Origin of the sequence: Gracilibacillus phocaeensis, from assembly GCF_900626275.1 — a bacterium.
Lineage (GTDB): Bacteria > Bacillota > Bacilli > Bacillales > Amphibacillaceae > Gracilibacillus > Gracilibacillus timonensis.
This window is the reverse complement of the sequence record NZ_LR131145.1, coordinates 613,923-625,831: the sequence shown is the minus strand read 5'-3', so window position 1 is coordinate 625,831 and position 11,909 is coordinate 613,923. Positions and strand designations below refer to the sequence as shown.

Here is an 11,909-nt window from a genome sequence, read left to right as displayed (position 1 = left end):
AGTGCAAGCAGAAATCTTACGGACAAAAAATTCCGTGATCGCAGAATGTTGTCCGTAAGAACGAATCTAACAGACAAAAAATCGGTAAATCGTAAAATGTTGTCCGTAAGAATGAATCTAACAGACAAAAAATCGATGAATCGTAAAATGTTGTCCGTAAGAATGAATCTAACAGACAAAAAATTCCGTGATCGCGAAATGTTGTCCGTAAGAACGAATCTAACAGACAAAAAATCGGTAAATCGTAAAATGTTGTCCGTAAGAACGAATCTAACAGACAAAAAATCGGTAAATCGTAAAATGTTGTCCGTAAGAATGAATCTAACAGACAAAAAATCGGTAAATCGTAAAATGTTGTCCGTAAGAATGAATCTAACAGACAAAAAATTCCGTAAATCGTAAAATATTGTCCGTAAGAATGAATCTAACAGACAAAAAATCGGTAAATCGTAAAATGTTGTCCGTAAGAACGAATCTAACAGACAAAAAATCGATGAATCACAAAATGTTGTCCGTAAGAACGAATCTAACAGACAAAAAATTCCGTGATCGCGAAATGTTGTCCGTAAGAACGAATCTAACAGACAAAAAATTCCGTGATCGCGAAATGTTGTCCGTAAGAACGAATCTAACAGACAAAAAATCGATGAATCGCAAAATGTTGTCCGTAAGAATGAATCTAACAGACAAAAAATTGATGAATCGCGAAATGTTGTCCGTAAGAATCTCGCGGACTGAAGAGCACCAATCTCGTTCTACAGTCCATAAGAGAAAATCTCGCAAACTAGAGAGCGCCCACCCCACCACCTAATCAAAATAAGCCGGCCGTTCAGGATCTCGCCAATAGTCAAATATCATCCGTAATTGCGATTCCGTATTACGCCCAACCGACAAAGGCGGCAGCTGTTCTTCCGCGAAAAAGCCGACATCGCTGGTTTCTAATCCTTGTTTGGTTTCGCCCCCAACCACGTCACATTGAATTAGTATCTTGTAGGTGTGAAAGGCAGATGGCGGGTGGGGGTGGCATTTTTTATCGATAACTCCTAACAACCTCGTCGCCTTCACTTCTAATCCCGCTTCTTCTTCTACCTCTTTTACTGCCACTTCTGCCGGAGTAAGCCCAATGTCGCCCCAGCCGCCTGGCAATGCCCAGTTCCCGTCTGCCTTTTCTTGCACCATCAACAACTGATCATCTTGGAAAACAATCGCTCGTACATCGACTTTAGGTGTGGCATACCCCGTTTCACTAGCGAATAAATCGTGGATCGTTGTTTGATCCAAGTCAGCGGTATGCTGCGTGAGCATCTCCACACTAATCGCTCGAATCCGCTCAAATCGTTCAATGTCATAATCATCTTGGCTGTAGGCTAGTCCTGATTGTGCCAATGCCTGAAGCTCTTTTGCCCATGTCAGCCATGTTGGTTCTGTCATCTATATCACCTCTAGTACCATTGTATCGATTATTTCGTTTTTTGTATAATGAAGAAAAATGCCCGTTTCCAAACAAGGAAACAGGCATTAATCAAACATTATTCAATCGAATTCAACAATACTTCCCAAGCTGCTGCCATGCCGTCTGCTGCTGCAATGCCATATTCGTATTGAATCACAAGCACATTATCATCGATTTGATACAAGTAATAACCTTGTGGTGGATCCGAAATAGACTGTGTCACGCCCTCATAAGGATTATCATCGGTTGTTGCCTCAGGCTCTTCGGCATTATCAAACGTCTCACCAAACCTTTGCTGCACTTCTGGTATCATCTCATCAATCGTAGTAGATTCAGCGACCCATAAACGTATGTCTACTGACACATAATCTACATCATTGGAAAAGACCACTTCCTCACCCTCCACAGTATAGTTCGCCAAAAACTCTCTCATTTGAAAATCAATACCATATGGCTCAATCGTATAATTATACAGGGTTTCTTCTTGCTCGGAACCTTCTAACATAATAGTACCAATCTCCGTTCCTTGTTCCTCTATCGAAAAAGCAGCCTCATTTTCGTCCGTAGTCTCTTCCTCTTCTGGCATAGTCAAGTCTTCTTGGTACATTTCATTTTCCCTGCTTGATTCCTGGTCATTACTCGGCATGGGGAGTTGATCATTACTGACAAAATAGTATACAAATACACCAAAAATCAGAATAGCAGCCGCCGTCGAAAATCGCATAAAAGTTTGTTTGACCTTGACTTTGCGCCTTTGCTGCTTTTGCTTTTTCGCCGCATGTTCCTGTAACGCCATTCTCATGCCTTCTTTTTTCTCAGTATCTAGTGAACGATTCGTTTTCAATGTCTTTAACTCCTTTATCAAATCATCTTCATGGCGACTCATAATAACCCCCCTTTATTTGTGTCTTCAAGGCCTTTAGTGCCCTGTGAAAGGTGACCCGCACCTTAGCCTCCGTCCACGTTAGTGCTTGTGCCGTTTCCGTAACGGATAATTCTTCAATCCCTCGTAGAATGACGACAGAACGGTAATCATCTTTCAATTTTTCAATGGCTTGATGTAAGGCAAGTTTTCTTTCCTCTGTGATTTGAAGATCCTCCGGAGATAGCTCTGTTTGATGTTCATAGGTTTTAATCAGCTTGCGCCAGTCTTTGCGTTTTTTGCGGCGCGCCTCATCAATGGCTAAATTTCGTGCAATGGAGATAAGCCAAGTCTTTGGGCTGGAATCTCCTTTAAAAGATGGATAGCGGTCGATTGCTCTCATAAATACTTCCTGGACGAGGTCTTCTACATCGGGCGTTGACATATAATAAATCAAAAAACGATACACATCATCGGCATAATGATCAAACCAGTCCGAAATCAATTCTTTATCCATCCGTTAACCTCCTCCATACTCTGACATTGATTTACCTATTAGACGATACGAATACAAAAATGTTACAGTAAAAAATCTGTATCCATTTTCCATTTGTATCTAGCTTCTACCTGTCTGTATAATAGCAATAGATGATTCGCACGAAAAAAAGGTGGAGGTTCTTTCCATGCAATTATTAATCGTAGAAGATGATCATACCATCGCCTCTGGATTAGAGTATTCCTTAATCCAAGAAGGCTATCAAGTGATCTTATGTCATAGTGTACAAGAAGCAAACCAACAAATCGAGCAACAACTGGATTCGATTGCCTTATGTTTATTTGATTTATCCCTACCAGACGGCAGCGGCTATGATCTATGTCGTCGTGTCAAAAAGGAGGCCGATCTGCCGGTTATTTTCCTAACCGTCGTTGATGACGAGGGGAATGTGGTCATGGGACTGGAAATGGGAGCGGATGACTATATTACCAAGCCGTTTCGTATCCGTGAATTGAGCGCCCGGATTAAGACGGTATTAAGGCGTTATCAAAAGGATAAGCCTCATGCGAGTGATGAAATCACCATTGGCTCGATAACGGTGCACCCATTAGCAGGTAAAGTATATAAACAGCAAGAAGAGCTTGCCTTGACCGCCCTGGAATATCGTTTGTTGATGATATTTATCAATCACCGCGGACAGGTTCTTTCTCGGGAACAGCTGCTGGAAATGATCTGGGACGTAGCGGGTGATTTTGTGAATGATAATACGTTGACGGTGTATATTAAACGCCTCCGTCAGAAGATCGAAGACAACCCGCAACAGCCTGACATCATTGAGACGGTACGGGGATTAGGCTACAGGATGGCTGGCAATCATGCTTAGGAATAAGGAAATCTATTTATTTATCGTGACTTCGGTGTTGATTGTCGTTATCGGGATCTTGATAGGCTGGCGTATCTCTCCGGCAACAGCAATGCTGGTAGCGGGCACGGGAATACTGCTAGCCGTCAGTTATTTGTTGCTGCTGTTTTGGCGTTACCACAGGCTGCAACAGCTGACCCAATACCTGCGCCGCATTATGGCAGGAGATACATCCCTAGATGTGCGTGATAATAGAGAAGGCGATCTTAGTATTGTCAAAAATGAACTATATAAAATGACACGTATGCTTTCGGAGCAGCAAGAGATGTTGCAAGAGGATAAAGACCAGTTGACAGACGCCATTTCAGACATTTCCCATCAATTGAAGACCCCATTAACATCTATGACGGTGATGGCAGATTTATTAAGTGATGCCACACTGCCTGATCCGAAACGACAAGAATTCACTCGCCATTTGCAAAAACAGCTGGAGCGGATGGAATGGCTGGTGTCTTCTCTGTTAACATTATCCAAACTGGACGCAGGTACGGTGCAGTTTGCTAAGGAAAAAGTGCAGGTGCAAGACCTGATCGCAGAAGTGATAGCGCCCATGGAAATACCGATGGAACTGAAGGAATTACACTGGAACATTCAAGGAGACGAACAAACTTCTTTTACCGGGGATAAAAACTGGACCAAAGAGGCCTGTATCAACCTCCTGAAAAATGCGATCGAGCATACTCCAACAGCAGGAAAGATCGATATCCATTTTAAAGAAAACACCCTTTATACAGAAATCATTATTCAAGATACGGGAAAAGGCATCAGTAAAGAGGATCTGCCCCATATTTTTAAACGGTTCTACAAAGGAAGTCATGCGGCCAATGGCAGTGTAGGCATCGGATTGGCGATGGCGCATTCGATTATTACCAGTCAACAGGGCGATATTGAGGTGATGAGTCGGCTGGGAGAGGGAACGTCCTTCATAGTGAAGTTTTATAAACAGATTATTTAAATCTACATGACAAAATTGTCACCTTCATGGTCACGGAAGCGTCATATTAGATAGGTATGCTAAAAGTAACGGACCAAAGAAGGAGGACGATGTCATGGACATATTAAAGATTGAACATTTATCAAAAATCTATGGAAAAGGCGATACGTCAGTTAAGGCATTGGACGAGGTATCCTTTTCGATTAAGCAAGGGGAGTTTGTGGCGATTATCGGACCATCAGGATCGGGGAAATCCACGTTGTTACACTTGTTAGGCGGGGTAGACCGACCTTCTGATGGAAAAGTATATGTCGAGAATACCGACATATACGATCTTAACGAGACACAGCTTGCCATTTTTCGGCGCCGGCAAATTGGTTTGATTTATCAATTTTATAATCTGCTTCCGATTTTAACGGTAGAGGAAAATATGACGCTGCCAGTGTTATTGGATGCGCACAAAGTGGATCAAAAGCATTTAGATGAGGTAGTGAATATTCTTGGTTTGCAGGAACGATTATCCTATTTACCCAACCAATTATCAGGCGGACAGCAACAGCGAGTGTCGATTGGCCGAGCATTAATTAACAATCCATCGATTATTTTAGCAGATGAGCCAACCGGTAATCTCGATAGTAAAAACAGTAAAGAAATCATTGATCTATTGAAATTATTTAATAAAACGTATAATCAAACGTTAGTGGTAATCACCCACGATGATCGTATTGCCCTGCAGGCGGATCGGGTGATCTCGATTGAGGATGGCAGAATCGCCAAAGACGAGGTGGTTCGGCCATGAATATCGTCAATAAAGTTACGATCAGGCACTTAAAAGAGAATAAACGTCGCACACTAGTGACGATTTTTGGTGTGATTATCTCGGTAGCGATGATTACCGCCGTGGCTGCCTTAGGCATGTCGTTTATCGATATGCAGCAGCGTGATGTCATTTCTGATCAAGGGGACTGGCATTACAGTATGGCGGGCCCACTTGATCAAGACCAGCTCGAGGCAATTCAGTCAGACGACAATACCGATACCATTGGACTAACCAACGAGATCGGTTTCGCGCCACAAAACGATGATGCGGTGCAGTCGTATATTCATGTGAGCGCCATGAATGAGACGGCGATGGAACAAATGCAGGTCGAACTGATCGATGGCCAGCTCCCGGCTAACGAGAACGAGGTTGTGATGTCTGAAGCTTTAGAAAGCCAATATCAGGTTGGCGATACGATTGAATTAGAGCTAGGGGAACGTTATGCATTGGATGAAGAAAGGTATGGCGGTCAGTCGCTATCGCAAGATCACGCCTTGCAAATGGAAGATGATGAGGTAGCAGAAGAGCTGCGAAATCAACAAACACAGACCTATACCATTGTTGGAGAAATCGAAGAACCATTCTGGGATCGTCCATGGTCACCAGGTGTCAGTCTCGTATCGTATACCGATGATCAATCCTTAGCTGCGGTTGATACGGCGACTATCAAAGTAAAAAATGTTAAGCAGTCGATTTTTGAGGATGTGGATGCTTTAGCGAATGAAAATGGTCTTACGGCGGGATTTAATACTAGTTTATTAGACGCCCATTTAGTGTCTATAAATGCCGGCATGGTCGCCTTTTTGACAGGTGTGATCTCGATTATTATGGCCATCGTTATGATTGGTGCTGTCGCGCTCATCTATAATGCCTTTGCCATCTCGGTATCTGAGCGGTCCCGTTATTTAGGAATGCTCTCCAGTATTGGCGCCACCAAAAGTCAAAAGAGAAATTCCGTTCTGTTTGAGGGTGTGATTATAGCCGTAATTAGTATTCCGATCGGCATAGCAGCAGGCTTGTTAGGTATTGGCATTACGATTCATTACGTCAGCCCCATGTTAGAAGCGTCCGGCATGGAAGAAGGGCTGCGTTTAGTAGTAACACTGCCATCGATGGCCATCGCCGTGGTGCTTTCGTTTCTAACGATTATGATCTCTGCTTTTATCCCAGCTTTGCGCGCTTCGCGAATAACAGCAATTGACGCAATCCGCCAAGCTAAAGACGTGAAACTGACTAAGAAAAAGATTAAAACCAATCGCTTGGTGCAAAAGCTATTTGGCTATGAAGCAGATATCGCTTTGAAAAATTTAAAACGCAACAAAAAACGTTATCAGATCACCGTCTTTTCCTTAATGATCAGCATCATTCTGTTCTTATCGGTCGGCTTTTTTACCAATACCTTATTGAAGTCATTTGAACTGCAATCCGACCAGCAAAATTATGATATTTCGATTCGTTCCCAAGGTACGGAAACCGGGACACTGCAACAGCTAAAGGATGATCTGGCGGATATCGATGATGTCACAGATTCCGTTATGTATAACCAGCGCTATGTGCAGGTTCGTCTGCCTGAATCGATAGCGGGGGATACGATGGGAGAAGACTGGGCCAATGAGATAAATGAAGATGGTTATCCCTATATGATTCAGATGATTGGGATGGAAGCATCTGATTGGCAAAATTATCTCAGCGAGCATGATATTCCCAACCCAGCAGATGGGGAAATAGAAGGAGTACTCGTGAATACCGTTACCTTTATGAATAGCGACAATAAATATGAAGAGACCGCCATGTTGGACGTGGAAGTAGGGGATCAACTGCCACTTCAGGTCGAGCAATATCAAGAAGATACCGAAGCATTTGAAGTGCACGATGCCGGTGAGGTGGGGCTGATTGGCCTAACAGATGATTTTCCGATGGGAGATTTTTATCCTTCACCCAATACATTGTTTCTTTTATTCGATCAATCCACATTGGAGCAGCTGGATGAATCCTTAGCAGATGGTCGCGAATTTGATTCGCAAATCTATCTTTCTTCTGAAGACCCTGAGCAGACGGTAACCGATATCGAATCACTTGAGGGCGGAGATCAAGTAGACATTACCAATCTTCAACAATATCAACAACAGGATCAACAGCTTGCTTTGGCATTATCTGTCTTTATTTACGGGTTTATCACGCTGATAACCTTGATATCGATTGCCAATATTTTTAATACGATTTCTACCAGTGTGGCCTTGCGAAAACGGGAATTTGCCACGATGAAATCAATTGGTATGACCCCAAAGGCCTTTCGCAAGATGATTCGCTTTGAAAGTATTTTCTATGGGGTGAAATCGCTGCTCTACGGGCTGCCGGTTAGTGTGGCAATAATGTACCTGATTCACATGCAGACACAGAATGCTTACGATTACGGCTTCCGCTTGCCGTGGCTATATATTGGCATTGTGATACTAGCTGTCTTTTTGATTGTTGCTGCGGCCATGCTTTACTCTATTTCCAAAATCAAAGATGATAATGTGATAGAGACGTTGAGACAAGAGAATATTTAAAGTGAAAGGCAGGTTAGCTTGATACAAGGCATCCTGCTTTTCCTTTGACAAAAGAACAAGAGTTCGCTAAGATAGAGGTAAAGGAGTTCCATGATATGATCACATTAATAGAAAATGGAGAAGACCTACCCATGCATTTATTGCTGTTAGCCGATCCATCCGAGCGTTTAGTCGATCAATACGTTAGACGGGGCGAATGCTATGTGCTGGAAGAAAACCGTCAAACGATAGGTGTCTACATCCTGCTGCCTACCCGCCCCGATACCGTAGAAATTGTTAATGTGGCGGTAGATCCAGCTTATCAAGGACAAGGCCGAGGTAAAAAATTGGTCCTGCACGCCATCGAAACAGCGCGACAACAGGGTTACCATACGGTGGAGATAGGAACGGGAAATTCAGGTGTGCAGCAGCTAGCTCTTTATCAAAAATGTGGTTTTCGAATGACGTCAATTGACCGAGACTTTTTCTTGCGCCATTACGATGAACCGATTATGGAAAATGGCATTCAAGTAGTAGATATGGTACGGCTTTCTCTGGATTTATCGCAAACAAGTAAAGAAGGTGAAAAATGACACCCCCTTATCCGCTGATTTACCACCGATTATTGGACGCTTATGGACCGCAGCATTGGTGGCCGGCAGAAAGCCGATTCGAAATGATGATGGGGGCCATTCTCGTTCAAAATACCAACTGGCTCAACGTAGAAAAGGCCTTACATACCTTCCGACCAAAAATGACGCCGGAAGTGATTGATCAAATGACCGCAGAAGAGCTGGCGCCGTTGATCAAATCCAGTGGTTTTTATAATCTGAAAGCGAAACGAATCAAGGCGTTCATCGACTGGTTTCAAACATACCATTTTTCGATTGATTTGCTAAAAAAGCAGAAGAAAAACAGATTGCGCAGTGAATTAATCGAGGTTTATGGTATTGGCCGGGAGACGGCCGATTCGATCTTGCTCTATGCTTTAGAAAAGCCAGTGTTTGTGGTCGACGCCTACACCCGTCGGATTTTCGAGCGAATGGGTTATGATATGCCCAAAGCTTACGATCTCTTCCAACAAGAAGTGGAGCAATCGTTTACTGACGATGTGTCTACCTATAATGAATTCCACGCCCTATTAGTGGAACACGCAAAACGCCATTGCCGCGCGAAACCATTATGCAGCGGCTGTCCCCTCTCCGACATCTGCCAGCAAAGAATCAGTTAAACAAGGAGTACTAGCACTTACATCACATATGTGCTAGGCTTTTTTTGTCTGCAAACGGTGACTGATGAAAATGACGGCCAAAGTCCGCGGGGAAAGCGTCGAAATGGCCGTCATTCCGAAAATGACGGCCAAAATCCGTGAGGAAAGCGCCGAAATGGCCGTCATTCCGGAAATGACGGCCAAAATCCACGGGGAAAGCGCCAAAATGGCCGTCATTCTGGAAATGACGGCCAAAATCCGCGGGGAAAGCACCAAAATGGCCGTCATTCTGGAAATGACGGCCAAAATCCACGGGGAAAGCACCGAAATGGCCGTCATTCCGAAAATGACGGCCAAAATCCGTGAGGAAAGCGCCGAAATGGCCGTCATTCCGAAAATGACGGCCAAAATCCACGGGGAAAGCGCCGAAATGGTCGTCATTCCCCATAACGAGCCCGCCTACCATCCATCCACCCACCAGATAGATCTATCAACCTCCAAAACATTGACAAAAACAAAAAAATCATGTATGGTTACCTAGAGTAATAGTTAACCAAGATAACAAAAGAAGGTGAAGAAAAGTGGAAGGGTTCTTTCGTACGTTTATGCAGGTGTATCGCCCGATGGTGACACAGTTAAATGATGTATTAGCCGATTATCAGCTCTCGTATTCTTTATGGCAGGTAATCGTTTATTTGCACAGAGAAGGACATTCGACATTGGTGGAGATTTCTTCTCATTACCATGTGGAAAAACCGTCGATTACGAGGCGGGTGCATCGCTTAGAGGAGTTAAATCTGATTCAAGTCATGCCTAGCGAGAATCGCCGGGAAAAGGTGATTCAGCTGACAGACCATGGTGCAGCGATTTATCAGGAATGTCGGACGAAGATAACTGAGCTGGAACATCACGTCTTAACAGGATTAACCGAGCAAGAAAAAAAGGTTATTTTTCAAGCATTGAACAAGATTCAAAAGAATATGATCAGCAAAGAAGGGAACGTACGTGAGTAAAGAAAAATTATGGACAAAAGATTTTCTAATCGTATCAACGATTAACTTTTTCCTAACATTGGTATTTTATTTATTAGTCGTTATTATCGGTGTGTTTGCAGTAGAGGAATATGGAGCAACACCCAGTCAATCAGGCCTGGTGGTTGGGTTATTTATCGTAGGCGCCTTAATTGGCCGTTTATTTACAGGGCGCAGTATTGATTCGATGGGACGCAGGCGAACCTTGTTTATTGGAGTCATTGCCTTTATTTTGGCAACAACGCTTTATTTCGTGGATATTGGTTTGCCGTTTTTATATATAAATCGCCTCTTGCATGGATTGGCATATGGTATCGCAAGTACGGCAACTGGAACGATTGTTGCACAGGTGATTCCAGTCTCCAGAAAAGGCGAAGGGATTGGTTATTATAGTATGAGCGCCACCTTGGCAACGGCGATTGGACCATTTGTTGGGTTATACCTCAGCCAGCATACGGGCATGAATGTGATTTTTAGTATCTGTCTGGCCTTAGGTATTTTAAGCCTGATAACTGCTTTTGCGGTCAAACTGCCTTCATTACCAGCAGAGGAAGAGACAGCTGAGAAAAAAGGCTTTCACATCTCCCATTTTGTCGAACCAAGGGCGATACCGATTGCTATTATTACGTTAGTAGCGGCCTTGTGTTATTCTAGTGTGTTATCCTATATCAATTTTTACGCGATTGAACTAAACCTAGTCAGTGTCGCCAGCTTTTTCTTTTTGGTATATTCGATAGCTGTGCTCGTGTCGCGTCCTTTCACCGGACGATTAATGGATGCCAGAGGGGCCAATTATGTGATGTATCCAGCGTTCCTTTTATTTATGATCGGAATGTTATTGCTAGGTACGACTCATAATGGTTTTATCTTCTTATTTGCCGGTGTGTTAATTGGACTAGGCTTTGGTAACATCCAATCCTGTACACAGGCAATCGCGGTCAAGTTAACGCCGCCGCACCGAATGGGGTTGGCAACGTCTACTTTCTTCATTTTTCTAGATGGCGGGCTTGGTTTCGGACCTTATTTGTTAGGCTTGATTGTTCCGATTACTGGATACAGTATGCTCTATACCATTTTAGGATTGGTGGTTATTGTGGCTGCCGGTCTCTACTTCTTATTACATGGTAAAAAAGGTAAAGTGGTGACTGCTCAAAGTTTCGCTCATGAATAGACAGAAAGAAGGATTTCTCCAAAAAAAGGGAAATCCTTCTTTTCTTATAAAAAGTATAACATTCTAGATTTCATAGGGTGTGGAACAGTGATGATATAGACGTTATCGTGATCTTCCTGGCTGTTTTTTATCGTATGCTTAATCCCACTGCCTGTGTATGAAGAAATTTCTTGTATTGCCGAACAATGACCATCAAAAGACGATTTATCGAGATAACAGCTGCCTATCAAGTAACGAGTGACGATCATGCTACAAAATAAGCGAGACTGGCAGCGAATGATTAACCAGTCGTGAAGGTGGGTATTAAAACCAGTATACTCTCGTTTTTCTACACGAGTGCCAACATGTCGTATCAGAAGATTATAGGACAACTAAAAGAGGCTGGCAGGATCCGTTTCCTTTTTTATTAACAGGTGTGTACTTTGGAGTGCGTACCGTCGCAGTAGAAAACAACAGATATCTTTAATGGAAGCAACAAC

14 protein-coding genes are annotated in these 11,909 nt (G+C 43.2%); 11 read left to right on the top strand and 3 right to left on the bottom strand.

Going from position 1 to position 11,909, the window contains the following annotated elements:
- Window positions 1-45 precede the first annotated feature (45 nt).
- Window positions 46-402 carry a hypothetical protein gene (locus E0E32_RS19035; RefSeq protein ID WP_130860520.1) on the top strand — a complete coding sequence of 119 codons (357 nt, stop codon included), beginning with the start codon at window positions 46-48 and terminating at the stop codon, window positions 400-402.
- 16 nt (window positions 403-418) lie between these two features.
- Complete coding sequence (locus tag E0E32_RS19030) at window positions 419-811, top strand: hypothetical protein (RefSeq protein WP_165445086.1); 393 nt, start codon at window positions 419-421, stop codon at window positions 809-811.
- On the opposite strand, the gene E0E32_RS19025 is transcribed toward E0E32_RS19030, so the two are convergent.
- The 3 genes from E0E32_RS19025 to E0E32_RS19015 form a co-directional block, all read right to left on the bottom strand.
- A complete protein-coding gene (locus E0E32_RS19025; protein WP_130860518.1) occupies window positions 808-1,431 on the bottom strand; it encodes an NUDIX hydrolase in 624 nt (207 codons plus the stop codon). The genes E0E32_RS19030 and E0E32_RS19025 overlap by 4 nt on opposite strands.
- A 98-nt stretch (window positions 1,432-1,529) precedes the next feature.
- The gene (locus E0E32_RS19020; protein ID WP_130860517.1) at window positions 1,530-2,339 is read right to left on the bottom strand and encodes a hypothetical protein; all 810 of its coding nucleotides are present in this window, start codon (window positions 2,337-2,339) and stop codon (window positions 1,530-1,532) included.
- Window positions 2,326-2,832, bottom strand: coding sequence for an RNA polymerase sigma factor (locus E0E32_RS19015; protein WP_130860516.1), 507 nt, complete (start codon window positions 2,830-2,832; stop codon window positions 2,326-2,328). The genes E0E32_RS19020 and E0E32_RS19015 overlap by 14 nt, the downstream gene beginning before the upstream one ends.
- Before the next feature lie 166 nt (window positions 2,833-2,998).
- On the opposite strand from E0E32_RS19015, the gene E0E32_RS19010 reads away from it, so the two are divergent.
- The 9 genes from E0E32_RS19010 (at window position 2,999) to E0E32_RS18970 (ending at window position 11,430) form a co-directional block, all read left to right on the top strand.
- A complete protein-coding gene (locus tag E0E32_RS19010; RefSeq protein WP_066190528.1) occupies window positions 2,999-3,694 on the top strand; it encodes a response regulator transcription factor in 696 nt (231 codons plus the stop codon).
- Window positions 3,687-4,688, top strand: coding sequence for a sensor histidine kinase (locus tag E0E32_RS19005; RefSeq protein WP_130860515.1), 1,002 nt, complete (start codon window positions 3,687-3,689; stop codon window positions 4,686-4,688). Before E0E32_RS19010 ends, E0E32_RS19005 begins: the two co-directional genes overlap by 8 nt.
- Window positions 4,689-4,782: 94 nt before the next feature.
- The gene (locus E0E32_RS19000; protein ID WP_130860514.1) at window positions 4,783-5,466 is read left to right on the top strand and encodes an ABC transporter ATP-binding protein; all 684 of its coding nucleotides are present in this window, start codon (window positions 4,783-4,785) and stop codon (window positions 5,464-5,466) included.
- Window positions 5,463-8,039: an ABC transporter permease gene (locus E0E32_RS18995; protein ID WP_130860513.1), complete on the top strand. Its 2,577-nt coding sequence runs from the start codon at window positions 5,463-5,465 to the stop codon at window positions 8,037-8,039. Before E0E32_RS19000 ends, E0E32_RS18995 begins: the two co-directional genes overlap by 4 nt.
- Window positions 8,040-8,134: 95 nt before the next feature.
- Entirely contained in the window at window positions 8,135-8,611 is a 477-nt protein-coding gene (locus E0E32_RS18990; RefSeq protein ID WP_066190537.1) for a GNAT family N-acetyltransferase, read from the top strand.
- Entirely contained in the window at window positions 8,608-9,249 is a 642-nt protein-coding gene (locus E0E32_RS18985; RefSeq protein ID WP_130860512.1) for an endonuclease III domain-containing protein, read from the top strand. The genes E0E32_RS18990 and E0E32_RS18985 overlap by 4 nt, the downstream gene beginning before the upstream one ends.
- Before the next feature lie 70 nt (window positions 9,250-9,319).
- On the top strand, window positions 9,320-9,769 hold the full coding sequence (locus E0E32_RS18980; RefSeq protein ID WP_130860511.1) for a hypothetical protein: 450 nt from the start codon (window positions 9,320-9,322) through the stop codon (window positions 9,767-9,769).
- A gap of 40 nt (window positions 9,770-9,809) precedes the next feature.
- Window positions 9,810-10,241: a MarR family winged helix-turn-helix transcriptional regulator gene (locus E0E32_RS18975; RefSeq protein ID WP_130860510.1), complete on the top strand. Its 432-nt coding sequence runs from the start codon at window positions 9,810-9,812 to the stop codon at window positions 10,239-10,241.
- Window positions 10,234-11,430, top strand: a complete 1,197-nt coding sequence (locus E0E32_RS18970) for an MFS transporter (RefSeq protein WP_130860509.1) — start codon at window positions 10,234-10,236, stop codon at window positions 11,428-11,430. The genes E0E32_RS18975 and E0E32_RS18970 overlap by 8 nt, the downstream gene beginning before the upstream one ends.
- The last annotated feature ends 479 nt before the right edge of the window (window positions 11,431-11,909 follow it).

Coding starts and splice junctions, on each gene's coding strand:
- E0E32_RS19035 (WP_130860520.1), top strand. CDS start 46: ATGTTGTCCGTAAGAACGAATCTAACAGACAAAAAATCGGTAAATCGT.
- E0E32_RS19030 (WP_165445086.1), top strand. CDS start 419: ATGAATCTAACAGACAAAAAATCGGTAAATCGTAAAATGTTGTCCGTA.
- E0E32_RS19025 (WP_130860518.1), bottom strand. CDS start 1,431: ATGACAGAACCAACATGGCTGACATGGGCAAAAGAGCTTCAGGCATTG.
- E0E32_RS19020 (WP_130860517.1), bottom strand. CDS start 2,339: ATGAGTCGCCATGAAGATGATTTGATAAAGGAGTTAAAGACATTGAAA.
- E0E32_RS19015 (WP_130860516.1), bottom strand. CDS start 2,832: ATGGATAAAGAATTGATTTCGGACTGGTTTGATCATTATGCCGATGAT.
- E0E32_RS19010 (WP_066190528.1), top strand. CDS start 2,999: ATGCAATTATTAATCGTAGAAGATGATCATACCATCGCCTCTGGATTA.
- E0E32_RS19005 (WP_130860515.1), top strand. CDS start 3,687: ATGCTTAGGAATAAGGAAATCTATTTATTTATCGTGACTTCGGTGTTG.
- E0E32_RS19000 (WP_130860514.1), top strand. CDS start 4,783: ATGGACATATTAAAGATTGAACATTTATCAAAAATCTATGGAAAAGGC.
- E0E32_RS18995 (WP_130860513.1), top strand. CDS start 5,463: ATGAATATCGTCAATAAAGTTACGATCAGGCACTTAAAAGAGAATAAA.
- E0E32_RS18990 (WP_066190537.1), top strand. CDS start 8,135: ATGATCACATTAATAGAAAATGGAGAAGACCTACCCATGCATTTATTG.
- E0E32_RS18985 (WP_130860512.1), top strand. CDS start 8,608: ATGACACCCCCTTATCCGCTGATTTACCACCGATTATTGGACGCTTAT.
- E0E32_RS18980 (WP_130860511.1), top strand. CDS start 9,320: ATGACGGCCAAAGTCCGCGGGGAAAGCGTCGAAATGGCCGTCATTCCG.